Below are 24,242 nucleotides of genomic sequence, written 5' to 3'. Positions count from 1 at the left end.
CAATTTGCACTTTGCGGTTCTTGAGAAAATCAATCACAAAAATATCCCTGGGGCAGAGGTCATCAACTCATCTACTGTAACCGATTCGTTACAAGATACGCAAAACATTACGAACATGTAACAGCGGGGGTCCCTGAGCTGGCGCTCTGACCAGGACTTCCCCGTGTTTCCGGGCTTGGTCACAATCGTGACATTTCCCCGCCGAGGTGGCTGATCGAGCGTCAGTCCCACCCTCGCCGAGGTGGTCGTTTCGTCCCGCCCTCGCCGCGGTGACCGTTCAGTCCCAGCTTCCCAGTGCGGTCTCGGCGTTCTTCCACACTGCGGCGCAGAGATCCTCTTCGCTCATCCCGCGCACCTCGGCGAGCTTGCGTGCCGTCACCGCGGCCAGATACGGACCGCCCGGCTTGCCGCGGTGCGGGTGCGGGGTGAGGAAAGGAGCGTCGGTCTCGGTCAGCAGCCGATCCAGCGGAGCCGCAGCCGCGGCACGTCGGAGCTCATCGGCGTTCTTGAACGTGAGGTTGCCGGCAAAGGACATGTAGTATCCGGCGTCCGCGCACTCGCGGGCCATCGCCTCGTCGCCGGAATAGCAGTGGAAGATCGTGACTTCGGGGGCACCTTCCTCACGGAGGATTCGCAGCACGTCAGCGTGGGCTTCACGGTCGTGGATCTGCAGGGCCTTCCCCGTGCGTTTGGCGATCTCGATGTGAGCACGGAAGGCGCGCTGCTGTTCGGCGACACCTTCTTCACCGGTGCGGAAGTAGTCGAGGCCCGTCTCCCCCACCACACGCATACGGTCAGTGGAGGCCACGAGTGACTCAATCTCTGTGAGGGCATCGTCGAGCATGCCTCGTTCGGCCAGCCTCGGCGCCTCATTCGGGTGCAAAGCCACACCGCCGAGCATCCACTGACGGCCCTGCCGTGACTGCTGCGTGACCAGCTCGGTCGTCCACCGTGCGGCCGGCAGGTCACAGCCGATCTGCACGATGCGCTGGACTCCAGCAGATTGGGCGGTGTCGAAGAAGAAGTCGAGGCTCGGGAACTCTTCGTCCTCGTCGGGCCTGACCTCGGGCTCGGGTTCGCCGGTGCCCAAGGGCAGTCGCACGCCCGTGCAGATATCGAGATGCGTATGGGTATCGACGACGGGGTGGGCCAGCGGCTCAGGCACCGGAGGATAGGTTCCGGCGGCGCGAGAGGCCATTATTCGGTCTCCTCCACGAACTTGGGGAAGACCGGGACCGGCTTCGGCAGTGGGATGCCCGGCTCCAGCGGGAAGTCGATCGCAGCAAAGGAACGAGGATCCACCTCGGCGCCGGCACCACTGTCAGTCGCGGTCGGCAGCACCTTCGCACCGGCTTGACCGTTGCCCTCGGGCACGCCGAGGAGATCGAGGATCTTGCCGGCGGAATCGGGCATGACCGGCTGGATGAGGATCGAGATGATGCGCACGACCTCGATCGTCACCCACAGCACTGTGGCCATACGGTCGGCATCGGTCTTCTTCAGCTTCCAGGGTTCCTGGGCGGAGAAGTAGCGGTTGGCTTCGGAGAGCACCTTCCAGCAGGCCTCGACGTAGAGATGGAGGGCCTGGGTGTCGACGTGGCGGCGGGCGGTGTCGGGGACCGCGCGGGCCAATGCCAACAGCTTCTCGTCGTCTTCGGTGAGCTCACCGGGACGGGGAACCTGTGCCTCGCAGTTCTTCGCGATCATCGACAGCGAACGCTGGGCGAGATTGCCGTACTCGTTAGCGAGGTCGGAGTTCTTGCGGGTGATGATCGAGTCCTTCGTGTAGGACCCATCGTTGCCGTAGGAGAACTCGCGGAAGAGGAAGAAGCGCAGGGTGTCGAGGCCGAATGCGTCGACGAGGTCGATGGGGTCGACGACGTTTCCGACGGACTTCGACATCTTCTCACCGGCATTGAAGAGGAACCCGTGGGCGTGGACGCGCCCCGGCAGCTCGATGCCGGCGCTCATGAGGAACGCGGGCCAGTAGACGCTGTGGAAGCGGATGATGTCCTTGCCGATGATATGGACATCGGCGGGCCACCACTTCTTGAACGACTCCTCGTCGTTCGGGTATCCGGCGGACGTGATGTAGTTCGTCAGCGCGTCGATCCACACGTACATCACGTGCTTCTCGTTGCCGGGCACGGGCACTCCCCAGTCGAACGTCGTGCGCGAGACGGAGAGGTCCTTCAGGCCCGAGGCGACGAAGGAGGCAACCTCATTGCGGCGCGAATCGGGGCCGATGAACTCCGGGTGGTCCTTGTACAGCTCGAGCAGCTTGTCCTGGTACTTGGACAGACGGAAGAAGTAGGACTCCTCTTCTGTCCAGGTGACCTCGGTGCGGGTCTCCGTGGACAGGCGAACACCGTCGACGACCTCGGTCTCGTCCTGTGCGTAGTAGGCCTCGTCGCGGATCGAGTACCAGCCGGAGTAGGTGTCGAGGTAGATGTCGCCGGCTTCTTCGAGCTTGCGCCAGATCGCCTTGCATGACTCGTAGTGGTCCTCGTCGGTGGTGCGGATGAACCGGTCGAACGTCGAACCCAGCGCGAGCTGTGTGTCGCGGAAGTTCTTCGCGTTGTCGTCGGCGAGCTCCTTGGGCGTGATCCCGAGCTTGTTGGCTGCCTGCAGCATCTTCAGACCATGCTCATCGGTGCCGGTTGAGAAGAACACATCGTGGTTGTCGAGGCGCTTGAAGCGCGCGATCGTATCGGCCGCAATGTACTCATATGCGTGCCCGATGTGGATGGCCCCATTGGGGTAAGCGATAGCTGTCGTCAAGTAATAACCCATAGGCCACTCAGTCTAAGGGACGCCAGCCCGCAGGCGCGCAAGGGTCCGCGGGACTGGACCCCCGAGCGCGGACGGGTGGGTGCGTTGGGGCGCAGAGGTGGTGCGCAGCCGCGGGGTGGGCGGAGTAGGGGCCGTTCTCCAGTCGAAGTCAGGTTGAGTTGGTTGCAACCAACTCAACCTGACTTCGACTGGGGAGCCCCACATCCGACGCCTCTCCTGCGCCTGCAACGACCTCAGATAGCCGTCTTCTTCTGACAACTCTTCTTCAGCTGCGGTGCTTGGGCAAACAGCTTCCGTGAAAAGGTCCCCATGTCGGGGACCTCGTTGAACTTGAAACGGATCACTGTGTATCCCATGGACAGCAGACGGTTGTGCTGGTGGCTCTCCTTATTCATCCGGTCGAATCCGGCATCGACGTATTTCTGGGTCCCGTCCACATACAGTGCGACCTTGGCAGCTTTGAATAGGAAGTCCAGTCGAGTCAAGGTTCGGTACCCCTCCTTGACGTCGAACTGTTGAATGAAATCGTGTAGCCCCAACAGGTGCAGATTCAACGAAGCACGACTCTCCGCGTAGCTTTCTGACAGCGGCGAGACCAACCCACACAGAGTCAGTGCGCGCTTCCGCCCGGCGGCCATTCGAGCTCTCCCCGGACCGAACAGCTCGGAGACTTTCTCGGGCAAGTGGTACATGAGGTCTTGCGGGTAACCTCTTCGAAAGATTGCGTCTTCGTCGTCGCCGAGCATCGAGGCGCGGAGCACTTGCTCCATAGCAGCGAATCCCCCTGCGGGACCGAGGACACCAATGAGATCGAGTGCAGTTCTGGCCCGGTTCGTCACAGCAACCCCGTCCCGGATCTCCACATCCCCAGCTATGATCCGACGTTGACGGCGAACGAGCTCACCGCTTCTCGAACCGGCCCGCGGATTGATAACAGATATCGGATGAGAGTCGATCCCGAACATCCCGAGTTTATGAAGTCGCGCAGCCGATACGCCCCAGACCACATCACCATATCGATACGACGGATAGGTGAGGACCCGTAGGCGATCGAGGTGTTCGAGGTATTTGGGTCTCTGCGAGCGCTCCAGGTATGTGCCCTCTTCGTGATAACGAATCCACTCGTCATTCTCTGCGAAGATCAGGAAGACGCTGTGGGCAGGAGCGCCACATCGCCGGACCACCGAGTACACTCCTCGGCATAATTTGGGCAGACAGCAGCCCAGTGACGAACGGATGAGCGTCGTCGTCGCACCTGCGGCTCTGAGATCACGAAAATAGACAACGTTGTACATCACGTCATAGTCAGCTGACGGAACCCACATTCACCAGACCGAAGACGAGCCCTGTGGACGAGCTGCATTCGTCCACCGGACACTTACGCCGAGGTCATTCGTTCCTTCACAGGGCTTCGCACGTAAGTGGCTGATCCTCATCTGAGCAGCTGCACGGTCAGCCTGCTAGCTCGGCCGCGCTGTTTCCAGAGAGCCGTGCCAGGATACACACAGTCGAAGTCAGAGTGAGCTGCTTGCAACCAACTCAATCTGACTTCGACTGTGGAACACGGTGCTCGGATCTATCCACACCCTCATACGCGCAACTCGGAGGGTCCTCGGGTCTCACTCCCGGTGCAGCCAGGCCTCGTAGATCTCACGTTTGGACAGTCCGAACTGCTTCGCGACCTGCCCCGCGGCATCCTTCGCGCGCACTCCTGACCCCACGAGTTCAGCGACGGCCTCGAGGTGATCCTCCGGGGCAGTCTCGACCGCGGTTGCTCCTGCGAGGACAAGAGTCAGCTCCCCGCGCAGTCCGTCGGCTGCGAGTTCGCGCAGCGAGGACACGGTACCGCGCAGGGTCTCCTCGTAGGTCTTCGTCAGTTCGCGGCTGATGCTCATGGGCCGGTCTGGACCGATGACCGTAAGGAAGTCACCCATCGTGTCGGCGATACGGTGAGGGCTTTCGAAGAACACCATGGTCCGCTTCTCACCGCGCAGCTCCTCGAGGAGGTTCTTGCGTGCCCCCGATTTGCGCGGCAGGAAACCTTCGAAGCTGAACCGGTCGCTGGGCAGCCCGGATACTGCCAGAGCCATGAGCACGGCTGACGGTCCGGGTGTGGAGGTGATCGGAAGTCCAGCCTCCGCGCATGCTTTGACGACACGGTACCCGGGATCTGAAACGGCCGGCATACCCGCGTCGCTGAGCAGGACGACGGTCTGGCCGGAGCGGATGAGCTCGACCAGCTCGGGTGCCCGGGACTGCTCGTTGTGGTCGAAGACGCTGATGACTCGTTTGGTGTGTGTGAGTTCCAGACGCTGCGTCAGCGACAGAAAACGGCGAGTGTCCTCGGCTGCGATGACATCGGCGCCGGCGATGGCGCGTTGCATGCGCTCACTTGCATCGCCGAGGTTGCCGATAGGAGTCCCGACCAGGACGAGTTTGCCGCCGGCTGAGGCTGAGGCAGGGTCAGAACCCGTTGGGTCGACGTCCTCGTGCACCTCGTCCACGTCGTCCTGCACAACCGGGGAGGATTCCGCATCATCGGCGACGGGGTCATCGGCGGCGTGGTCATCGGCGGCGTGGTCATCGGCCGCGTGATCATGGGTGGCGTCGGTGTCCGGTCTTCCGGACATCAACCGGCTGACCCCGCACCGACCATGGCGACTCCGAAGACGAGAACCATGATTCCGACGTAGCCGACCCAGAACAGCAGCCACAGTGCGGTGCCGACGTAGCCGACCCACAGCGCGGCGACGGCCATACCGTCTCCGCGTTCGCCTGACTGCCGAATCTGCTTACGGGCGATATGACCCATGATGATTCCGGCGATGCCCGCGAGGAAGATGCTGCTCATCACTCCGAAGATCGAGGCGACGAGAGCAATGATCGCCAGAGTGTTCGTGGGCGGAAGCGGCTGATAGGCGTAGGCCACCCCGGGTGCCCCACCGGTGTACTGGGCGTTCGGGTTATACGCGGCGTTGGGATTATAGCTTGCAGCGCCGTAGTTGGCATTCGCATTGGTGTAGCCGCTGCCCGCTGCGGGGCCTGACTGCGGCTGCTGGTAGTACATGTCTGGATTGTTCCAGTTGTTCTGACTGCTCATGGCGCGTTCTCCTTGCGTATGCCTACAACGGTACCGAGTCGTTCTCTGGGACAAAAGGTGAGGTTGTTACAGATGCGTCTCAGTTCAGTCAATAGGTCGCTTCTTCAGCAGCAACGCCCATCATGATTGCGAGCACCATGACCCCGATGTAGAGGCCCCAGAAGATCAGCCAGAATCCAGTCCCGAGGTAGCCTGCCCAGAGTGCGGTCAGCGCCATCGCGTCTCCGCGTTCGCCCCGCTGACGTATCTGTCTGCGAGCGATGTGGCCCATGACGATCCCGGCGATGCCTGCGGGGACAAATGATGTCATGGCCCCTGCAAGTGACAGCACCATGGCGATGATCGCCACCGTGTTGGTCGGCGCGATCGGCTGATAGATGTACGTGACGGGGCCCGCGAATCCCGGGTTGGGTCCGAACCCCGGGTTGGGTCCGTATGCGGCTGACTGTGAGTAGGCGGAATAGCCTGGGTAGCCACCATTTGCCGAATGACCCGAAGCTTCTTTGCTGCCGCTGGCGGACAGTTGCCGAGTGTGCATATCTGGTTCGCTCCTGTTGCGCTCACGGGATGATCCCTGCTGAAGGGATGCTCCCCTTGCGTCTGACTACAACGCTATCGAGCCGCACAGTTTCGACGGGGGCGAACCTGTTGCAATCCTGCACCACCGGTGTCAGGGCAGAAAATGGATTCTCATGAGCTGTGCCTCCCAAAGACGGTTTCCCAGCACCTGGCTCTCCCGACGACGGTCCTGACGATCCCTCAGTAGCTCATCCCGGCAGCGAGGAATCCAAGACCCAGAACGCCGATGAAGATGACGATCATCAGCAGAGCGAAGCCGATGCCGATGTAGCCCATGACCAGCCCTGCGGTGGCCTGGCCTCGGCCGTCTTCGCCGGTTCTCTTGATCTGGCCGCGAGACACGTGACCGAAGATGACGGCGAGGATCGGGGCGATCCACAGGAACATCGCCACGATTGAGAACAGTATGCCGATGACAGGGACCAGGGAGAAGATGCTGCAGACCAAGCCGCCGCCGAGCCCGATGATGCCCATCCACATCGCCCAGCCCGACAGGGTGTTCACTGCTGGCCGCACCATCATCGGTGCCCCGTAGGTCATCGGCTGGCTGTATCCCGCCGGGTGGCTGTACCCGTACGCGTCCGGCTGGCTGTAGCCATACGTGCCCGGCTGGATGTAGACCGCTGGGCCGGACTGGGGCTGCTGATACTGGTTCGGGTTCGAATACGGGTTCGGGTTCGAGTACTGGCCTTGGTCCTGGTACTGGTACTGGCCTGAGCCGTACCCTGGCTGCGGCTGTGACGCGCCGTACCCATTGTTGAACTGTTGGGATCCGACCTGTGGTGGATCGCTCGGGCGATAGTTCGGGTTGTATGACACGCTCTTCACCGTTTCATTCGTTTGCCGCCTGTTGAGGACTACCTTAGTCGTCCTGAGGGTCCGAAGGACAATACGCCGACGTCCCCCAACCCGCCGCTCGCGCCGATCTCCCGCCGCACATGAACGACTCACCCTGAGGACCAGATGGGAAGAAGCGTCTCCTCGGACCTTAAACTTGACGATAATGACTCAACCCGAAGATCCCCAGGCGCCGAGGTGGTCCACCGACCCCGCGGATGAGTCCACCGACCCCACAAACGCCCAAACCGACTCCCCCTCATCCGCAGCGACTTCAGTAGCCGACTCTCCCTCGTCCGCAGCGGCTTCGGCTGCCACCAAGCTCATCGCCCGGGAACGTCGTGCTGACCGGCGCGAATCGATCCGCGCCAATGCCGCTGCCATCCGCAGGCGCACCTTCAGCGCTGGAATGTGGGCGACTCGCGCACCGATCTGGATGTGGCCGGCCCTGCTGATCATCACAGCTATCGGCGGCGTCCTCCGGCTCTTCAATCTCGACTTCCCTCACCGTCTGATCTTCGACGAAACCTATTACGTCAAGGACGCCTACTCAGTCTTCAAGTTCGGCTACGAACGCTCCTGGCCGGAGAATGCCGATGACTCCTTCAACGCCGGCGACCCGAGCGTCATCGAGTCCACTCCCGAATATGTCGTCCACCCACCGTTGGGCAAATGGATCATCGGTGCCGGCATCCATCTCTTCGGCGCCGACGATTCCTTCGGCTGGCGGTTCTCCGTCGCTATCGTCGGCACCCTGACGATCTTCCTCATGGGCTTCATCGCGTGGAAGCTCTTCCGCTCCGCGTTCTTCGCCTGTGTGGCCGCTGGCCTGCTCTCGATCGATGGTGAGCACTTCGTGCATTCGCGCACGAGTCTGCTCGACATCATCCTCATGGCCTTCATCCTCCTTGCCTTCGCCTTCATCGTTCTCGACCGAGAATTCGTCACGAAGCGCCTCGCCCGTTTCACAGCGTCGGTCGCTCCCCCGGCATACTCGGCCACACCGCCGGCAGGCTCGACATCGGGCCCGGAAGCAGAGCGATATCGCCACCGTCACCCATCGCGAAGCAAGGATCTGATCAATTTCGGGCCCCGCCTCGGCGTGCGCCCCTGGCTCATCGCCGCAGGCATCAGCCTGGGTCTGGCGATGGGAGTGAAGTGGTCGGGGCTCTATGCCGTTGCCGCATTCGGGATCCTCGTCGTCGCCTGGGACGTGCACTCGCGTCACCGCGCCGGGACCGTCCACCCCTGGCTGGGCATGCTCATCCGCGACAGCATTCCCGCGTTCATCAAACTCGTGCCCGTGGCGCTGCTGACCTACATCATCACGTGGTCCGGCTGGATCCGATCCGATGGTGCCTGGGACCGGCAGTGGGCGTTCGAGAACGGCGGCTGGTGGAGTGCGCTGCCGGACTGGCTGCTGTGGCTGCCGTCTCTGGCCCACTACCACTACACGGCGTACTCGTTCCATGTCGGCCTCGACTCGGAACACCCCTATATGTCGAACCCGTGGGGGTGGATCGTCCAGTGGCGGCCGACCTCCTTCTACTACGAATCCCCTGACCAGGGAAGTATGGGCTGCGCCGTTGAGCACTGCTCTGCGGCGATCACCTCGGTCGGCAATCCGGTCATCTGGGGGCTGGCGCCCATCGCCATCCTCGTCGCACTGGTCGCTTGGATCATCCGCCGAGATGTTCGCGCCGGAGTCATCCTGGCCGGACTCGCCGCCACCTGGCTGCCCTGGTTCGCCTACCAGGAACGCACCATCTTCACCTTCTACACGATCGTCATGGTGCCCTTCGTCGTCCTCGCGTTCACCTACTGCCTCACACTCCTCTGGGGCCGAGTCCCTACCGCAGATCCGAGCCTCCTGACCGACCCGAGCATCCCGACCGACCCCGCAGGCTCCACCCACTTCGCTCCCCAACCGCGCGGCCCTCTCTTCGCCGGTCGCGGCACGCGAATCCCCTGGTCCCTGTTCGGCCGTCGGATGGCCGTGGGCCTCATCCTTGTGGCCGCGATCATGGCCTTCGCCTACTTCTGGCCGGTCTACACCGGCGAAGTCATCCCGTTCGAAGCCTGGAACAACCGCATGTGGAACGTCACCTGGCGCTGACCGCTCCCAGCCATTCCGACGTCACCTGGCGCTGACGACTCAGCCCCGCCTCGGGCGAGAAACCCTGCCACATGGCACCTCGACATACACCCGCCACGAAGGCGTCGCCTCGGCGACATTGATCGTTCACCTGGGGGCCATATGCCGTCGTTAGCGTCGAATCATTGTGAACTACCAATCGACTCTGACTCCCCCAGCGCCCACCGATCGCGTGGCCACAGCGCCCGCTGACAATGAGAGCGCAGCACGGCCGCATCGGGCCGTGGCGATCATTCCCGCCCGGGGCGGCTCCAAGGGAATTCCGTTGAAGAACCTGCAGAAGGTCGCCGGGGTCTCGCTTCTGGCGCGCGCGATCAACGCAGCCAATTCAACGCCGAGCATCGACCGCGTGGTCGTCTCGACCGATCATGAGGGCATTGCCGCAGAGGCGATTCGCGCCGGCGCCGAGGTGTCCCACCGTCCCGCTGACATCGCCGGTGATACCGCGACCAGCGAATCGGCTCTGATCTACACGCTGGCCAACCTCGGCGAGGAATTCGACACCACCGTGTTCATGCAGTGCACCTCGCCGTTCATCGACTCGGCCTCGATCGACAACGCGGTCGCCGCCGTGCGTGACGGGGACGCCGACGTCGTGTTCTCCGCCGTCGAGGACCACTCGTTCCTGTGGCGTCTCGATGATGGCGAATCGGCAGTCGCCGTCGGTCACGAAGCCAGTTTCCGGCCGCGTCGCCAGGACAGGGCCAAGCACTACAACGAGACCGGCGCGTTCTACGTCATGCGCACCGACGGCCTGATCGAACACGAGCACCGCTTCTTCGGCCGCGTCACGATCGAAGAGGTCCCGCCCGAGCACGCCCGGGAAATCGACGACATGTCCGACCTGTCACTGGTCCGCGCGATCGCCTCCACGCAGGAGACCGCGCAGGTCATCGACGTCGACGCCCTCGTCACCGATTTCGACGGAGTCCATACCGACGACGGCGCCTACGTCGATGAGGACGGCAACGAACAGGTCCGCGTCCATCGCGGCGACGGCATGGGAGTCTCACGCCTCGTCAGATCGGGGCTGCCTGTCATGATCCTGTCGAAGGAACGCAACCCAGTCGTCACCCGCAGGGCGGAAAAACTTCACGTGGACGTAACCCAGGGCGTCGACAATAAATCGAAGGTTCTGCAGTCGTGGATCGATGAACAGGGCCTCGACGCAACCCGGGTGGCCTACGTCGGAAACGACATCAACGACCTCGAAGCCTTCGACGTCGTCGGCTGGCCCATCGCAGTCGCGGACGCCCACCCCAAGGTGCTCGCAGCGGCTCGAGTGGTCCTCGATCGGCCCGGCGGAAAGGGAGCGGTCCGTGAAGTCTGCGACCTCATTCCAGTGCCAGACCAGGCAACGCAGCAGCTGCCGACACGGGGTCTGACATCCGTACTGGACTCCGACTCACACACCAATGCTCACCGACCATCCATCCAGCAGCAACAGCCGTTGCTCACGAATCACGCAGAAGGTTTGCGTACCAATCGAAAGCAGGTTTCATGACTGATCAACTCGCCCCCGTGGCCATCGGCAATCACCTCGTCGGCCCGAATCAGCCCGTGTACATGATCGGCGAAATCGGCATCAACCACAACGGCGACGTCGAGATCGCGAAGCAGCTCATGGATGTCGCCGTCACCGCCGGTGCCCAGGCCGTGAAGTTCCAGAAGCGCAATCCCGATGTGGCTGTGCCCGAACACCAGAAGTCGAAGATGCGCTCCACCCCGTGGGGCGAGATGACCTACCTCGACTACAAGTGGCGCGTCGAGTTCGGCCAGGAAGAATACGCCGAGATCGACCGCTACGCCAAGGAAGTCGGACTGCAGTGGTTCGCCTCCCCCTGGGACACTGATTCCGTGGACTTCCTCGAAAACGAGTTCGACGCTGTGACCTACAAGGTCGCCTCCGCCTCGCTGACGGACTTCGAACTCCTCCGCGCCATCGCTGCCACCGGCAAGCCCGTCCTGTGCTCCTCGGGCATGTCCGACTGGGCCACGCTCGATGCAGCCGTCGAGGTCTTCGACCGCGACAAGCTCGTCCTCATGCACGCCACCTCGACCTACCCGCTGCCTCCCGAAGAGGTCAACCTCAAGGCCATCACCGCCATGCGCGAGCGTTACGGAGTGCCCGTGGGCTACTCCGGCCACGAGCTGGGCCTCGAGATCTCCTTCGCCGCCGCAGCACTGGGCGCCGTGACCATCGAACGCCACATCACGCTGGACTCCTCGATGTGGGGCTCGGACCAGTCCGCCTCGATGGAACCACGCGAGTTCACCTCGCTCGTCAAGGGCGTGCGCGTTCTCGAAACCGCCTTCGGCGACGGCGAGAAGCGCGTCATGCCGGGCGAAGAGTCGAAGATCGATTCGCTGCGCAAAGTCAGCGTCTGATCTGACCTGATCCTCAGCTGATCTGATCGCGCTCTGATCTGATCGGCTGCCAACGGCCCCTTCACCTCGCCGAGGTGGTGGGGCCGTTGTCGTGTTCCCGCACCGAAGTAGCGGGACTGCCATAATCCGCCCACGTCGAGTGGGCCACCCCGCGCCCCAAACTATTTCGCAAGAGGGCCGAGGCGACTGTTCCCGCGACGAAAGCAGGCAGGGCAAACGGGAGCGCGCTGAAGTATCTAAGCATCTACAGGCCTGTGCAGAACGTCGCTCTCGTGTAGTAGTTCTTGCCCGAAACTGTGTCCTTCATAAGCCTTCTCGCGCAAGGACGCGACTTGCTCGATCTCGCTGACCCCGAAAAGGTTGCAGTCTTCTTCTGCTTAGATTTCATCTTGTAGGTGCCACACCATGAGACTGACCACTGAGCTCCACCGCTTTTGTTGACCGCTTGGAAGCCAAACTTGACTGAGACGCCAGGCCAGCTCGATCAAGAAATACCTCCGCTACGACAACGTAGCATGATACGCTCCACGGTAGTTCAATCATATTCCGACAAACACCATTACACAATAAGCCAATCACGGATGAAGACAATGAGACTTCGGTCGCCTGGCATAGTTGCCCTCGCTGCAATATCCGCCTCTCTTATCTTAAGCCCAACAGGTATTGCGCAAGCCAGCGAACTTGTCGAAGAATATTCAATTACAGAACAGTCCGACGGATTTGAATCAACCCTGACTATTAAATTTGCTAAACCGATTCCGCGAGAATCCGCGAAGTCTCAGGTGGAAAACTTAGTGGATAGCCCCGAATCAAATGGCCCAGTCACACCAGAACTTGGCGGGACAGCCACACACGCAACTAACTCGAAGACGTTTAAACTAAAATGCAGCACACCATTTGGTCAGATAGATTCAAACGGTCACATAGAAATGCAGCACAAGTGCGGAAACAATGAATCTCCATGGGGATTCTGGATAAACGATAATATTCAAAAGCGAATTACCGGAAAGATTAAGGAACGAGGCATGGATTCGACAGTTGCTGGAAAAAGGCAAGGTAGGCAGGCAGATCATAAAGTGGATAAAAACTACCACTTCCATGGCACATTTACCGCTAGAGACAATCAAACAATTCAATATAGCGATAAATTCTCTTTCCCGGTTGGATTAGATATTGGTACCATAAAAATTGCCGGCAAAGTTAAATTCACGAGCTAGGCATGGAAATCCCGGATCCAAATCAGTGGAGTATAGATCGGATAGACGAGATCGTCTTTCCAGCGTTGCAACGTCTACTAAAAGATGGAGAGCTTGACAGAGTCTCAATCGAGTCCGATGGCCCCAACCTACGCATGCTCTGGGCAAGACTCTGCGTTCGCGGTGAGAGAATTCGAGTACTCGTATCGGATTCAGATGTCATTGAATCGTTAGAGGAGGCCAAACAACGGTTCTTCGAACAACTTCAATCCGAAATAGCCGAAACTTCTTTCGCATGGGGGGAACTTCGCGAATAGCTAAATAGACGGATCGAAGTGAATCTATGGTTGGTCCGCTCGTGAAGCACCACAGACACAGTTCCGGGCTTCCCGTTCGCGCCAATCGGATCTGCTAGTGTCCACGACCTCCCAGGACATAGAGGCGGACGAGCCAAGATCGAAGTCGGGAAAGAATCCGAAGACGGCCCCACACAGCCTGATCTCCTCGACCTCGGGCGCCTTAGCAACCAGCTTCCGGGCTACATCCACACTGTGGCATCATTAACTCGCCGAGGTGGTGGGGTCGTTGCGTGTTCTTTCGCCGCGGTGGTCGAACCGTTCTGGGTGGTTGTACCGTTCTTCAGCGCTTAATTGCGCGCTTGATTCTCCGTGCTCTCCATTTCAGCCCGTGCGCCGTCTTGTCGATGAGGACCTTCGCTTCGGCGGTGGCTGTACGGTCATTGACCGACCTGAGCTGTGCGTCGGATTCGGCGAGCCGCTTCCGCAGGTCGGCGGCATCGTCGGCGTGCCGGTTCTTCTCCGCAGTCTGAGTGGCGAGTTTCGTGGTCTGGGCGTCAAGCTCCGCAGACTGTCGCTCGAGCAGAGTCTCCTTGTGCTTGAGCTGTGCACAGAGTTTCTCACGTTCCGCCTCGAGTGCCTTGCGCTCCGTGGCCGCATCGTCGAGCTTCTGCTTGTGCTCGCGACGGGTCTTCGAGAGTTCTCGCGTCTGAGCGGTGCTGAACTCCTCAGCCTCGGCGACTGCCGCGAGGTGGAACTCCTCGGCTCGGATGTCGGAGTCTTTACGAGGATCTACGTCTGCGCCCGGGCCCGACGCGGGCCGCAGCGCATCGCGGATGTCGGCATGATTCTCTGCAGTGGTGTCGAAGTGCTTCTGCCGCGTCGATGCGAGGTCGTCTTGCAGGTCATTGCCCTGCGCGTAGGCATGTTCGATCGTGTCGACGATCCGCTGTGCCAACGCGTGTACCCGCCGCGCCACGTCGCCACCCGGACCGTCAGGCCCGGCACCGTCGCCGCTGACTGCGCCGCCGCTGACGCCGGTGCCACTTTCCGCGGTCGCACTTTCCTCCGCCATTCCTTCCGGCCCCACCGGCACGACGAATTCCGGGTGCCCGATGTCGTGTGCGAAGTAGCCCAGCTTGGCGTGCAGGTCGAGGGAGATCGGGATCGAGCCGACTCCGAAGGGGATCATCTGCGCATGCCCACGACCGCCCAGCACATAGGGAATTCTGGCGAACAGATCGAAGCCGGCGAAGAACCCGACGTCGGAGCCATACAGCCTGACCTCCTCAATTTCGGGCACCTCGGCAACCAACTGCCTCGACACCTCGGCGTCATCGGGGTGGAAGGGAACGCTGAGAATGGTCCACTCCTTGGCCACAAGCATGCGGGCGGCTTCGATCGTGGCTTGGTGGATCACCTCGGCGTCATAGCCGGCAGCCTGTTGGCGCGGATGAACGAGCATCTGGATCGCCAGAATCTTCTGGCTCGGATCGGGGCGCCGACCGATCAATGGCTCATAAAGGAGACCCGCGATAGTCGTCGGGCAGGGTTGGAAGCGGATCCGATCCCCGCCGGCGCCCAGGAAACGAGACATCGTCTCGATGCTGCCGGTGTTGCGCAGGCCGAAGAACACGGACTGGTCGAGGACCTGGCTGACATGGGTGCGCATCAGTTCGTCGAACTCGGGCTGACCGCGGAACCGATTGTCACCGAGCGCATAGATGATGAGCGGAACTTCGATGGCGGCGAGCGCCTCGGCGGAGATCTTCCACTGCCAGCCGGAGAGCCGATTCGGGTTCGTGTCCTGGAGGAACAGTCCGCCACCGCCGATGACAACAGCATCGGCCGATGAATTGATCCGCTCGACCAGGGCCATGTCCACCTCGCGTCGCAGTGCCGCCGCCGAGGTGAAGTTGACCTGACCGACCGTCGAAGAGTCCGGCGCTCGGCCCGGCGCTCGGCCCGATACAACATGGGTGCCGACCGCCTCGCCGCCGCCCATCACCCGGAAGGCGTCCCTGACCACGGGGAACAGGGCCTTGTCGCCGTAGTTTCCCCAGGTCGGGATGTCGAAGTGGAACAGCTTCAGGTTCGGCATCACATCAGGCTATGAGTGGTCGACAACGTGACTATGGGCGGCAAGCGAACGCCAGGTGAATTCGCGCTGTCTGAACCGTCAACCTCGGCGCTACCCACCGTTCGCTTAGGAATTCTACGATCAATCGAATGCGAACCACACAGCCCGTCCGCCCCGGAGAAGCCGTGCACACACCAGCGCACGACACGAACTCCACGAGTGAACAGCACCACCGCGAAAGGACCCAATGACAGTCCCAGTCGTCAGTGTCATCATCGCTGCGAAGAACGCCGAGGAAACGATCGGCGGGAGCCTGAAGAGCCTGGTCAACCAGCGCTTCGCCCGTGACGAACTGGAAGTCATCGTCGTCAACGACGGGTCCACCGATGACACGGCTGGAGTCGTTGCCGAATTCGCCGACCGCCTCAACCTCGTGACCATCCACAACGCGGAGTCACGCGGCGTCTCCACCGCACGCAACACCGCGTTGGAAGCTGCCACAGGTGAGACGATCACCTACCTCGACGGCGACGACTGGTACGCCCCTGGCCATCTGCGCTCCCTGACGGATTCGATCACGGGTCTGGGCGTGGACTTCGTCAAGACCAACTACCTCATCGTCAACGGGTTCAAACGCAAACTGCGCACGGCCCCCTGCCTCACCCACAACACGGCACTCAACCCCAGGGACTTCATCCTCCCCCACGATGCCTCGACAATGGTCGACTTCCCCGAGTGCTGGACCGGCATCTACTCCCGGTCCATGGCGCAGCGTGGCCTGCTCGAGTTCAACCCGGCCCTGCGGACCTGCGAGGATCGCCCCTGGACCTGGCGCCACCACCTCGAGACCGACAGCTTCGCCGTCGTCGACACCGCCGGTCTGTGCTATCGCAAGGGCAGCGCCACCTCGTTGACGGCGATCTTCGACGAACGCCAGCTCGACTTCATCCCCGCATTCCGCTCCGTGTTCGCGATGCTCGAGGAGAAGCCGGAGTTCCGTCGCTTCGAACGCAAGGCCGTCCGCAACTTCCTCTCCATCCTCTACTTCCAGATCCACAACCGCGGCTCCTCGATGAACCACGAGGTCAGGTCGAAGCTCAACGTGGGTGCCGTGAACACCCTGCAGGGCGTCGACAACGACATCATCGACCAGGCCCTGCACAACTACGGGGAGCACCGACTGCCCGTGATCGAGTCGATCGTCAGGAGGGCCCGCTGATGACCCAGATCATCCAGATCTCCACCCAGTACCAGCTCGCGAACATCGTTGCCCTGATCCGCGCCGGACACCTCGGTGAGGCGAAGGAGCGGCGGATCCTCGTCATCGCCAACAACTCCTTCGCCCCAGAGCTGACGCCGGCCGCCGATGACATGCCCGGCTCGGCCAGCCTGCTGACCCACTTCGATCTCATCATCGACTGGAACGCCACCATCTGGCCCAACCACCCGAAGGCCTTCGGCATCTCCGGTGAACGTGCCCCGCTCATGCAGCGGTGGCTGCACTCGGAATGGGCGATCGCCGATGACGAGACCATCGACCTCATCGTCGAGTCACTGCCCGGTCATCCGGCCGGTGTGCTCACCCAGATCTTCACCACGGCGAAGATCTCAGTCCACTCCGATGGGCTGATGAGCTACGGTCCGGTCCGCAATCCGCTGTCCCTGCCCCAGTACCAGCGGCTGTCGACGATCTACTACACGGATCTTCTGCCGGGCATCACCCCACGTCAGCTGGCCGAGCACTCCCCCGATCGTGTGGTCCTGCCGGCTGCGGATCTGAAGTCGGTCATCGAGGACATGGCCGCCGAGGTGGCTCCGGAGTTGGCGGCGGCGGATCTCGCCGATCCGGTCCCCGACGCTGCCATGGTCCTCGGCCAGTACCTCGCTCAGATCGACCTCATCACCGCCGAGGAAGAGCTGGATCTGCACCTGCAGATGATCGATGAGGTCAAGGCTCGCGGACTCTCCACTGTCATCTTCAAACCCCACCCCACCTCGGCGCGGACGACGATCGAACCATTGCGCCAACGCAGCCACGAACTGGGACTGGAATTCGTCCTCGCCGATGTGCCCCTGCTGGCCGAGATCGTCATCGCCACCACCCGACCGCAGCTCGTCGTGTCCTGCTATTCGACGGGACTCGCGACGGCTCGTGCCCTGTTCGGGACCGCCACGGCCGCGATCGGCACCTCGATGATGCTGCAGGTCCTCGCCCCGTACCAGAACAGCAACCGGATCCCGCTGACGATCGTCGATGCCCTGCACACGGGCGGACATGCCCTGCAGGACCTGGGTCCGCTCATCGACGCCGTCACCTACTGCATGCAGTCCGAGACCGCTTCCCACCTGCGAGGCAACGCGATCGAGTTCCTCGAATCGGCCGTCAGCGGTGAGGACATGAAGTACTTCAAACGCAAGCGCCTGTCGAAGTTGGACCTGCCCGGACAGCTGGAGATTCCACGCCATCGCAAGGGGCTCAGCTCAGCCAAGCGACGTCTGCGCTCGCAGGCGAAGCGCGCTCAGCACACGCTGAAGACCTACGGGATCTCCATCGACGCACCGAAGCTCGTCCCGAAGGTGAGGTCGACGCTGAGCTCGAAGCTTGGAGGTGGGCGAGACCGATGATGGCAAAGAAGGGTTCCGCGAAGAAGAAGTCGAGCAAGAAGCAGCTGGACAAGCAGCAACTGGATAAGAAGAAGTCGGTCCCGAAGAAAGACGAGGTCACCATGACTATCACGAAGGACGCAGAAGCCCCCGCCCAGAAGGAAGCCGCACCGGCGGCTGAACATTCACCGCAGAAGGCGAAGAAGTCGAAGAAGGTTCGGCTGACCTCGATCGCCTTCGTCGAGTCGCCGCTCCAGTTCCTCTCCGCACTCGAAGCCCACGAACCGGACGAGGACCTGCTGATTCGGGCCCGAGCCAATGCGAAGGGCATGACTTCCTTCCTCGATGCCTTCGACTCCGCCTGGCTGCCGAAGAACATCACCCTCGAACGTGTCGGAGCCAAGCCCGGAGTCCTACGCAAACAGGTCTTCGATCGCATCTACATCGGCGATGCCTGCTCCGGGCAGGTCCATAAGGCACTTGCGCTGGCCTACCTGGAACGTCGCATGCCCGAGGTCGTCATCCTCGACGACGGTCTGGCCACCTACTCGACCATCGAGATCCTCACCGCCAAACGCGGACCCCTCGTGCGCCCGCGACAGAAACTCAAGGCCTCACGCGCGGTCATGTCCGCACACGTCGCGGACCGGCTTCGTGGTCTGGCCCCGGCAGGGAAACTGCGCTGGCACACCGCATTGCCGGTGTCGAAGACCATGCGCAAGGCCTTCCTCAAAACAGGTGCGGAGATCACCCGCCATAAGTTCGAACACCTGCAGACCCTGCCCACCGGCGGCAGCCACCCGAGGGACAACCCAGTCATCGGCTCGGCCCTGGTCGCCGACGGACTCATCCACGCCGATGCCTACCGCGCCTGGCTCGAAGAGCTCATGGCCAACGGACCGATCACCTATTACCCGCACCGCCGCGAGACCGACGAGTTCCTGGCCGAGCTCGACCGTGACGAGCGCGTGCGCATCAAACACGTTGGTCTGCCGATTGAGCTGCGCCTGGTCAATCTGCCGCCGAATTCCATCATCCGCAGCCTGCCCAGCACCGCAGCGATCTCCCTGTCGACACTCAACCCGGACGTGACGATCGCCGTCACCGAGATTCCAGCAGAATGGTGGACCGGAGCCTCAGCCGATAGTCTGCGTAAGTCCCTCAATGCCCAATCGGTCAAGGCAGATGTCGACTCCTGAACCACGATCACACACGGATCGCTCACCGCACACTGATCCACCGGCTTCGTCGACCGTTGACGCACCGATCCGGGTCGTCTCTGTCTCCGACTCCGAGTCCTACCTCAAATGGGCGACCCAGCTGCTGAGTTCTCTGCCCGGTATCGAGGCCCATGTCTACCTCATCGACAGCCCGATCCTGCCCACCTCTGAGCAGATCATCCACTCCATCGCCGGCACCGCCTGGGCTGGCCGCAGCATCCCCGTCATCAAGCGCACCGACGTGGCTCACATCATCGCCGATCATCATGCCGACATCGTGCTCGGGGCCGCCACCGGCCCGATCGTCGCTCAGCTCTTCCTCACCGCGCACCTGCTCGAACAGCGCCCTGCTCTGGTCTCGGGCCTGCCCGGCATGGGGCTGCCCGCCAGCTGCAAGGGCATGAATTATCGCCGGCTGATGGATGCGTTCATCACCCATTCCTTCGCCGAGGTGGCGCAGTACACCGAGGTCAGTGCACTCACGCAAGTGCCCTGTGAGATCTACCTGGCCCGTCTGCCGATGCTGCGCTCAGTGGGGATCCCGCAACGTGCCGGGATCCCCCAGCCAGCCGTCACTGGTGGAGCCCCCGAGCCCCTCACACAGGTCGGCGTCCCCCAGACACTCGTGTTCGCGCCGCAGGCCAAGGTGCCCGCAACACTCGACGATCGCGAGGCGATCGTTCGTTCCCTCGCCGAATTCGCCTCTCGTCACGAAGGCTCGAGCACCATCATCAAAATGCGTTCCCGGCCGGGTGAGCACGAAACTCATCACGAACAGCACTCGTACTTCGACATCCTCGAATCCCTGCGTGACCAAGGCATTTCAGGCGCCGATCGCATCGGGCTCGGCTATGGTCCTCTCGACGAGTTCCTCGTGCCGGGTGCCGCGCTGGTGACGGTGTCATCGACGGCGGCTCTAGAAGCCTTCGACCGTGGCATCCCCACTCTGTTGATCTCCGATTTCGGCTTCGACCGTCACCTGCTCAATGAGGCCTTCGCGGACTCCGGCGCTACGGGGACCCTCGCCGAGGTCGCAGCCGGGACAATCGGCTTCCCCACTTCGGCGTGGTTGGCTCAGAACTACTTCCATTCCGACGACGGAAGAATGCATCATCATCTGGCGTTGCTGGCCACACGTGCCAGGGCCGGTCAGCTGCCGAATAGGCGCCGTGCAGTGTGGAGGCAGAAGCGACTTCTCATTCGGGCGGAACTGCGGACCATAGCTCCCGCCCCGGTCATCCGCGCCTATCGGAAGCTGCGGTACTCGCGCTGAAATCCGGGCTAACCTCAACGGACTGACTGCCGAGCAATGACTCGCCGAGGTGTCAGTAGAGGAGAGGCCTCAGGTAGATGACTTCGATGGCTTCAAGGAAGCCGGCGAGGACGAGTATGGCGATGATGACGGGATAAAGGCGTACGTTGTCTTGGATGCCGATCCGGTATCCGGCCCACGCTGAGAGGGATCCGTGTCGTCGGTGCCCGAGTGTCTTTCGCCAGATAATGACAGCGCCGAGCGCGGCTAAGATGTAGGCCTGGAATTCGATGATGACTATCGGTGCGTGGGGCATGAGCGCGAGCGCTTCGCCGGGAGACCCCGGGGCAAGCCACATCCCGATGAGGCCGGCACGCCCCACCGTTGCGACGACTGCGAAGAACGGGATGATGAGAGAAGGCAGGGTAGTGGTGAGCACGGCTGCGAAGAGGAGGTTCGCGATGAAGGTGAGGAGGGCTGCCGCGATGACGTTGCCGGAGGCGTAGGCGTCGACGACGGCCGAGAGACCGGGCAGGTTAGTAAAAGCCGTCGACCCTTCGACTCCCTCTTCTCGCATTCCGGGCATGAGCGAGGTCACGCTCATCATCACGACCAGCGCACCGTAGGTTGCGACGTTGAGGAGGATGTAGGTGCGCCAGTTCTCTCGCAGCGTCGTTCGTAAGTTTCTCAGAATCTTCATGGTGTTGTCCTTTCTGTCATCAGTCGGTGTCAGGCTTCGGCGTGGCCGAGTCGGTGGAGGCGGGGGGTGAGGAGAGCGGCGATGGTCGCGAGAATCCACAGGCCGGCGAGAGCGACGGCAGTCAGCTGGATGCCGCCGGCCTCAATGAGCACGGCTGAGGCTCCGATGCCCAACGCGGGGACCAGCGTCATCAGCGCGTTCTGGGCGCCGAGCACCGTTCCGCGTTGGGCGTCGGGAACGTTTTCGACGAAGGCCAGTCCAATTACAGCGTTCATGGCACCGCCGCCGATGCCGACCACGACTGCTCCGGCGAAGATGGACCACACCGGGCCAAGGATGGCGATGATCGAGAAGCCTGCCGCAACGATGATCAGACCGGCGATGAACCAGACACGGTGCGGGATGCGGTGGCCGAGGGCGGCGAAGAATCCACCGCCCACCATCAAACCGGCGGCTAGAGCGCTGAGGACGAATCCGACGAACTGTGGTTCGCCCTGGAAGGCGAAGTGGACGGGCATGACCATTCCCTGGGTGGCAGCCAGCACAATCGCCAGGGCCAGTCCGAGTGCCACGAGTCCACGCAGCAGCGGCGAGCGGAAGATGATCCCCAGGCCGCGGAACATCGACATCGCGGACTTCGAGGAAGGGGCCTCGGCGGTCTCGCCGGCGAGCACGGTCGCGCGCGCGGGGATGACGAGAGTGAGCAGCGCCGCGGATACCGCCAGGCCTGAGGTGATCCATAGCACTGAGACCGGTTCGAGAGCGGCGACGAGGATGCCGGCGGCTCCCGGTCCGAGCAGCAGCGATGCCCCGGACAGCGATTCTCGGATGCCGATCAGCCGAGAGGGGTCGAGCTTCGCCGCCTTCGCGATCGCCGGCAGCATCGCCTCTCGTGCGGTGATGCCGGGGACGTCCCCAAAAGAACTCAGAATGGCGACGGCGACGAACCAGCCTAAGTTCAACCCGATCGTCAGATGCACGATCGGCAGGATGAGCAGAGCCACCGCTGAGATGACGTCGGAGAGGATGGCGACGGTTCGGCGATTGAACCGGTCAACGAGCGCGCCCATAAGCAACCCGGCAAGGGCCGCTGGCACCGCGGCGGCAATCGCCACGATGCCCGCACCCAATGGGCTGCCTGTGGTGAACAGCACCACCAGAGGCAATGCGATCGCGGTGATCGAGTTACCCAGGAGCGACGTGGCGAAAGAAACAAGGTAAAAGAAGCGAATACGTTCCATATCGTCTATCTGAAACCGTGACGCCACGTCGTGGTCAAGTCGACGATTGTAAGATGGTTACCGATGCGAATCGGAGAACTCGCGGATCTCGCTGGCGTGACTGTCCGGACGATCCGCTACTACAACCAGAAGAGTGTCCTTGCCGAGCCTGAACGCCGCGCCAACGGATACGGGGATTACACGGTTGACCACCTCGTCGCTTTGGTGCGGATCCGTCAGCTCACCCAGTCTGGTCTTTCTCTGGAGCACGCTGGCGCCATTGTCGCTGGCTTTGGCGCGTCGGGGGACGAGACCCTCGACGAGGTCGATGCCGCACTTGGTCAGCGCATCGCGGCCCTCACCGACCAGCGGGAGCGCTTGGCCGCAGCCCGCGCTGCCGGACGTATCGGGCTGTCAAAGCTGGCCGCTGCGCTCGTCATGACACCGTCGGATATCTCTGCCTCCACCCTCTTCGCTCACCTGTACGGAGACGGCGAGCGGGCCGATCGCCTAGCCGAGACGCTGCAGTGCCCTGAGGTGCGATCCCGGATCATTGCAGCGCAGAGGCGGTTCGAGGCCATCGACGAGAACACGACTACTGCCGAACTCGACAATCTCGTAGCGGACATCGACGGCATCGTCTCGGAGTTCCTCAGTCAGGTGCCGACCGTCACGGAAATGGAATCCCGTCTGCTACTCACACTCGCAGAACGTGACCTGAATGACTGGCAGCGCGCTTTCGTCCGTCGCCTCACGTGAGGTCCTGCGCGGGCCGCCGCCGTGGTGCGCCTTCCGCTGTTCTCACTGGCAGAGGGGAACTGCTCGCTACGGGTATGGGTAGCCTTCCCGCCACCTGGGGCGGTGGATCTCCACTCGGCGTTGGGCCCTCTGGAGTTCGTGCTTGGACCAGCGGCTCGTGTCCAAGCGTGGGCATTGGCGCAGACCACCAGAATCGGGACCGACTAGACCAGGCTCGAGATCGCCAACGGAACGACCAGCGCTGTGGCGTTGTTGACCCCATGAATGATGACCCCGGGCCAGATCGAGCCCGACCACTTGAACAGCAGGGCCGCGAGAACTCCGACGACGAAAGCGACGGGAAAGACGGGGTTGATGCCGTGGGCAACGGCGAAGATCAGAGCGCTGAGCGGGACCGCCACCCACGCCGTGAGTCGAGCAAACAGCACGTTGGCGACCACACCGCGAAACATCAGTTCTTCACCGATCGGCGTGACAATGGAGCCAGCGACGAGCGTCAGGACGAGGACTCCGGCACTGCCCCGAGCAGCGGATTGATAGCTGGTCTGAACGTTCTGGGCGTCCCCTGTTGCCGCGATGTACACAAATGCGGCAACCACCCCCAGCAGATAGGCCGCGAGCCCGAAGCCGACACCCATCCAGAGGAAGCGCGGTCGAGCTCTACGGATCCCGAAGATACTGAGCCTGCGGCGTCGAACGAGACATGCGGCCAAGAACGCCACGATTCCCATGGCCCCGGAGACGAACAGCCCGACAACGCCCGACACGGCATCGTCTGCGATCAGCGGCAGGAGCAGGAACACGAGCCCATACGTAGCCAGGTACACGAGGACTGCGACGACCAGCTCGCGCCAGCCCGGCGCCACACCGGCTGCCGAGACGCGTTCTGGGACGGCTCTGTCTGGGTTGGGGCGCTGAACAGTGTGCCGAGGAGAGGGCTCTTTGGTCGTACGGTCAGCATCTCCTGGGGAGTACTCGGTCATATCTGTCCTTCCTGGCGAGAGGTTCGGCGGGTCGCATTCTTCGTCGGCGCGAACAGAAGAGTCCGGACGGTACTCTCCCC

20 protein-coding genes are annotated in these 24,242 nt (G+C 62.2%); 9 read left to right on the top strand and 11 right to left on the bottom strand.

Annotated features, from left to right (window positions below; genetic code table 11):
• Positions 1-277 precede the first annotated feature (277 nt).
• The 7 genes from HU144_RS08425 to HU144_RS19420 all read right to left on the bottom strand — a co-directional run bounded on the left by HU144_RS08425 (position 278) and on the right by HU144_RS19420 (position 7,300).
• The gene (locus HU144_RS08425; protein WP_235350981.1) at positions 278-1,198 is read right to left on the bottom strand and encodes a TatD family hydrolase; all 921 of its coding nucleotides are present in this window, start codon (positions 1,196-1,198) and stop codon (positions 278-280) included.
• Positions 1,198-2,793 (bottom strand): methionine--tRNA ligase, encoded by a 1,596-nt coding sequence (gene metG / locus HU144_RS08420; protein WP_235350980.1) that lies wholly within the window; start codon positions 2,791-2,793, stop codon positions 1,198-1,200. The genes HU144_RS08425 and metG overlap by 1 nt, the downstream gene beginning before the upstream one ends.
• Before the next feature lie 233 nt (positions 2,794-3,026).
• Positions 3,027-3,758: a hypothetical protein gene (locus tag HU144_RS08415; protein WP_235350979.1), complete on the bottom strand. Its 732-nt coding sequence runs from the start codon at positions 3,756-3,758 to the stop codon at positions 3,027-3,029.
• 654 nt (positions 3,759-4,412) lie between these two features.
• Positions 4,413-5,423 carry a 16S rRNA (cytidine(1402)-2'-O)-methyltransferase gene (rsmI, locus tag HU144_RS08410; protein WP_235350978.1) on the bottom strand — a complete coding sequence of 337 codons (1,011 nt, stop codon included), beginning with the start codon at positions 5,421-5,423 and terminating at the stop codon, positions 4,413-4,415.
• A complete protein-coding gene (locus HU144_RS08405; protein ID WP_235350977.1) occupies positions 5,423-5,893 on the bottom strand; it encodes a DUF4190 domain-containing protein in 471 nt (156 codons plus the stop codon). The genes rsmI and HU144_RS08405 overlap by 1 nt, the downstream gene beginning before the upstream one ends.
• 88 nt (positions 5,894-5,981) lie before the next feature.
• Positions 5,982-6,431, bottom strand: a complete 450-nt coding sequence (locus HU144_RS08400; protein WP_235350976.1) for a DUF4190 domain-containing protein — start codon at positions 6,429-6,431, stop codon at positions 5,982-5,984.
• A gap of 221 nt (positions 6,432-6,652) precedes the next feature.
• Positions 6,653-7,300 carry a DUF4190 domain-containing protein gene (locus HU144_RS19420; RefSeq protein ID WP_235350975.1) on the bottom strand — a complete coding sequence of 216 codons (648 nt, stop codon included), beginning with the start codon at positions 7,298-7,300 and terminating at the stop codon, positions 6,653-6,655.
• A gap of 175 nt (positions 7,301-7,475) precedes the next feature.
• Here HU144_RS19420 and HU144_RS08390 point away from each other — a divergent pair, with 175 nt between their 5' ends.
• From HU144_RS08390 to HU144_RS08375, 4 genes are all read left to right on the top strand, one after another.
• Positions 7,476-9,425 carry a dolichyl-phosphate-mannose--protein mannosyltransferase gene (locus HU144_RS08390; RefSeq protein ID WP_235350974.1) on the top strand — a complete coding sequence of 650 codons (1,950 nt, stop codon included), beginning with the start codon at positions 7,476-7,478 and terminating at the stop codon, positions 9,423-9,425.
• A gap of 166 nt (positions 9,426-9,591) precedes the next feature.
• Positions 9,592-10,968, top strand: a complete 1,377-nt coding sequence (locus HU144_RS08385) for a cytidylyltransferase domain-containing protein (RefSeq protein ID WP_442862645.1) — start codon at positions 9,592-9,594, stop codon at positions 10,966-10,968.
• Positions 10,965-11,852, top strand: a complete 888-nt coding sequence (locus tag HU144_RS08380; RefSeq protein WP_235350973.1) for an N-acetylneuraminate synthase family protein — start codon at positions 10,965-10,967, stop codon at positions 11,850-11,852. The genes HU144_RS08385 and HU144_RS08380 overlap by 4 nt, the downstream gene beginning before the upstream one ends.
• Positions 11,853-12,442: 590 nt before the next feature.
• On the top strand, positions 12,443-13,069 hold the full coding sequence (locus HU144_RS08375; RefSeq protein WP_235350972.1) for a hypothetical protein: 627 nt from the start codon (positions 12,443-12,445) through the stop codon (positions 13,067-13,069).
• Between the two features lie 618 nt (positions 13,070-13,687).
• Here HU144_RS08375 and HU144_RS08370 read toward each other — a convergent pair.
• On the bottom strand, positions 13,688-15,445 hold the full coding sequence (locus HU144_RS08370; RefSeq protein WP_235350971.1) for a polysaccharide pyruvyl transferase family protein: 1,758 nt from the start codon (positions 15,443-15,445) through the stop codon (positions 13,688-13,690).
• A gap of 226 nt (positions 15,446-15,671) precedes the next feature.
• Here HU144_RS08370 and HU144_RS08365 point away from each other — a divergent pair, with 226 nt between their 5' ends.
• Genes HU144_RS08365 through HU144_RS08350 form a run of 4 tightly spaced genes read left to right on the top strand, consistent with a single transcriptional unit; the run spans position 15,672 to position 20,521 of the window.
• On the top strand, positions 15,672-16,643 hold the full coding sequence (locus HU144_RS08365) for a glycosyltransferase family 2 protein (RefSeq protein WP_235350970.1): 972 nt from the start codon (positions 15,672-15,674) through the stop codon (positions 16,641-16,643).
• Entirely contained in the window at positions 16,643-18,049 is a 1,407-nt protein-coding gene (locus HU144_RS08360; protein WP_235350969.1) for an alpha-2,8-polysialyltransferase family protein, read from the top strand. Before HU144_RS08365 ends, HU144_RS08360 begins: the two co-directional genes overlap by 1 nt.
• Positions 18,046-19,227: a hypothetical protein gene (locus HU144_RS08355; protein ID WP_235350968.1), complete on the top strand. Its 1,182-nt coding sequence runs from the start codon at positions 18,046-18,048 to the stop codon at positions 19,225-19,227. Before HU144_RS08360 ends, HU144_RS08355 begins: the two co-directional genes overlap by 4 nt.
• Positions 19,214-20,521, top strand: a complete 1,308-nt coding sequence (locus tag HU144_RS08350; protein ID WP_235350967.1) for a DUF6716 putative glycosyltransferase — start codon at positions 19,214-19,216, stop codon at positions 20,519-20,521. Before HU144_RS08355 ends, HU144_RS08350 begins: the two co-directional genes overlap by 14 nt.
• Positions 20,522-20,573: 52 nt before the next feature.
• Here HU144_RS08350 and HU144_RS08345 read toward each other — a convergent pair whose 3' ends face one another.
• Together HU144_RS08345 and HU144_RS08340 are read right to left on the bottom strand one after the other, a co-directional pair.
• Positions 20,574-21,200 carry a hypothetical protein gene (locus tag HU144_RS08345; RefSeq protein ID WP_235350966.1) on the bottom strand — a complete coding sequence of 209 codons (627 nt, stop codon included), beginning with the start codon at positions 21,198-21,200 and terminating at the stop codon, positions 20,574-20,576.
• A gap of 29 nt (positions 21,201-21,229) precedes the next feature.
• A complete protein-coding gene (locus tag HU144_RS08340) occupies positions 21,230-22,441 on the bottom strand; it encodes an MFS transporter (RefSeq protein ID WP_235350965.1) in 1,212 nt (403 codons plus the stop codon).
• 63 nt (positions 22,442-22,504) lie between these two features.
• On the opposite strand from HU144_RS08340, the gene HU144_RS08335 reads away from it, so the two are divergent.
• Complete coding sequence (locus tag HU144_RS08335) at positions 22,505-23,179, top strand: MerR family transcriptional regulator (protein ID WP_235350964.1); 675 nt, start codon at positions 22,505-22,507, stop codon at positions 23,177-23,179.
• Positions 23,180-23,382: 203 nt separating this feature from the next.
• Here the strand turns inward: HU144_RS08335 and HU144_RS08330 are convergent, their stop codons facing one another.
• Positions 23,383-24,162 carry a CPBP family intramembrane glutamic endopeptidase gene (locus HU144_RS08330; RefSeq protein ID WP_235350963.1) on the bottom strand — a complete coding sequence of 260 codons (780 nt, stop codon included), beginning with the start codon at positions 24,160-24,162 and terminating at the stop codon, positions 23,383-23,385.
• Positions 24,163-24,242 lie beyond the last annotated feature (80 nt).

This window comes from Brevibacterium sp. UCMA 11752 (genome assembly GCF_021532235.1).
In the GTDB taxonomy this organism is placed as follows: domain Bacteria; phylum Actinomycetota; class Actinomycetes; order Actinomycetales; family Brevibacteriaceae; genus Brevibacterium; species Brevibacterium antiquum.
Note: the sequence above shows the minus strand (reverse complement) of the source record. Positions and strands in the feature narration are given on the sequence as shown.

What these genes read in the sequence shown, in the direction of transcription:
- HU144_RS08370 (WP_235350971.1), bottom strand. Translation starts at nt 15,445, where the DNA reads ATGCCGAACCTGAAGCTGTTCCACTTCGACATCCCGACCTGGGGAAAC.
- HU144_RS08355 (WP_235350968.1), top strand. Translation starts at nt 18,046, where the DNA reads ATGATGGCAAAGAAGGGTTCCGCGAAGAAGAAGTCGAGCAAGAAGCAG.
- HU144_RS08380 (WP_235350973.1), top strand. Translation starts at nt 10,965, where the DNA reads ATGACTGATCAACTCGCCCCCGTGGCCATCGGCAATCACCTCGTCGGC.
- HU144_RS08400 (WP_235350976.1), bottom strand. Translation starts at nt 6,431, where the DNA reads ATGCACACTCGGCAACTGTCCGCCAGCGGCAGCAAAGAAGCTTCGGGT.
- HU144_RS08340 (WP_235350965.1), bottom strand. Translation starts at nt 22,441, where the DNA reads ATGGAACGTATTCGCTTCTTTTACCTTGTTTCTTTCGCCACGTCGCTC.
- HU144_RS08350 (WP_235350967.1), top strand. Translation starts at nt 19,214, where the DNA reads ATGTCGACTCCTGAACCACGATCACACACGGATCGCTCACCGCACACT.
- HU144_RS08425 (WP_235350981.1), bottom strand. Translation starts at nt 1,198, where the DNA reads ATGGCCTCTCGCGCCGCCGGAACCTATCCTCCGGTGCCTGAGCCGCTG.
- HU144_RS08415 (WP_235350979.1), bottom strand. Translation starts at nt 3,758, where the DNA reads ATGTTCGGGATCGACTCTCATCCGATATCTGTTATCAATCCGCGGGCC.
- HU144_RS08365 (WP_235350970.1), top strand. Translation starts at nt 15,672, where the DNA reads ATGACAGTCCCAGTCGTCAGTGTCATCATCGCTGCGAAGAACGCCGAG.
- HU144_RS08390 (WP_235350974.1), top strand. Translation starts at nt 7,476, where the DNA reads ATGACTCAACCCGAAGATCCCCAGGCGCCGAGGTGGTCCACCGACCCC.
- HU144_RS08335 (WP_235350964.1), top strand. Translation starts at nt 22,505, where the DNA reads ATGCGAATCGGAGAACTCGCGGATCTCGCTGGCGTGACTGTCCGGACG.
- HU144_RS08345 (WP_235350966.1), bottom strand. Translation starts at nt 21,200, where the DNA reads ATGAAGATTCTGAGAAACTTACGAACGACGCTGCGAGAGAACTGGCGC.
- rsmI (WP_235350978.1), bottom strand. Translation starts at nt 5,423, where the DNA reads ATGTCCGGAAGACCGGACACCGACGCCACCCATGATCACGCGGCCGAT.
- HU144_RS08330 (WP_235350963.1), bottom strand. Translation starts at nt 24,162, where the DNA reads ATGACCGAGTACTCCCCAGGAGATGCTGACCGTACGACCAAAGAGCCC.
- HU144_RS08375 (WP_235350972.1), top strand. Translation starts at nt 12,443, where the DNA reads ATGAGACTTCGGTCGCCTGGCATAGTTGCCCTCGCTGCAATATCCGCC.
- metG (WP_235350980.1), bottom strand. Translation starts at nt 2,793, where the DNA reads ATGGGTTATTACTTGACGACAGCTATCGCTTACCCCAATGGGGCCATC.
- HU144_RS08360 (WP_235350969.1), top strand. Translation starts at nt 16,643, where the DNA reads ATGACCCAGATCATCCAGATCTCCACCCAGTACCAGCTCGCGAACATC.
- HU144_RS08405 (WP_235350977.1), bottom strand. Translation starts at nt 5,893, where the DNA reads ATGAGCAGTCAGAACAACTGGAACAATCCAGACATGTACTACCAGCAG.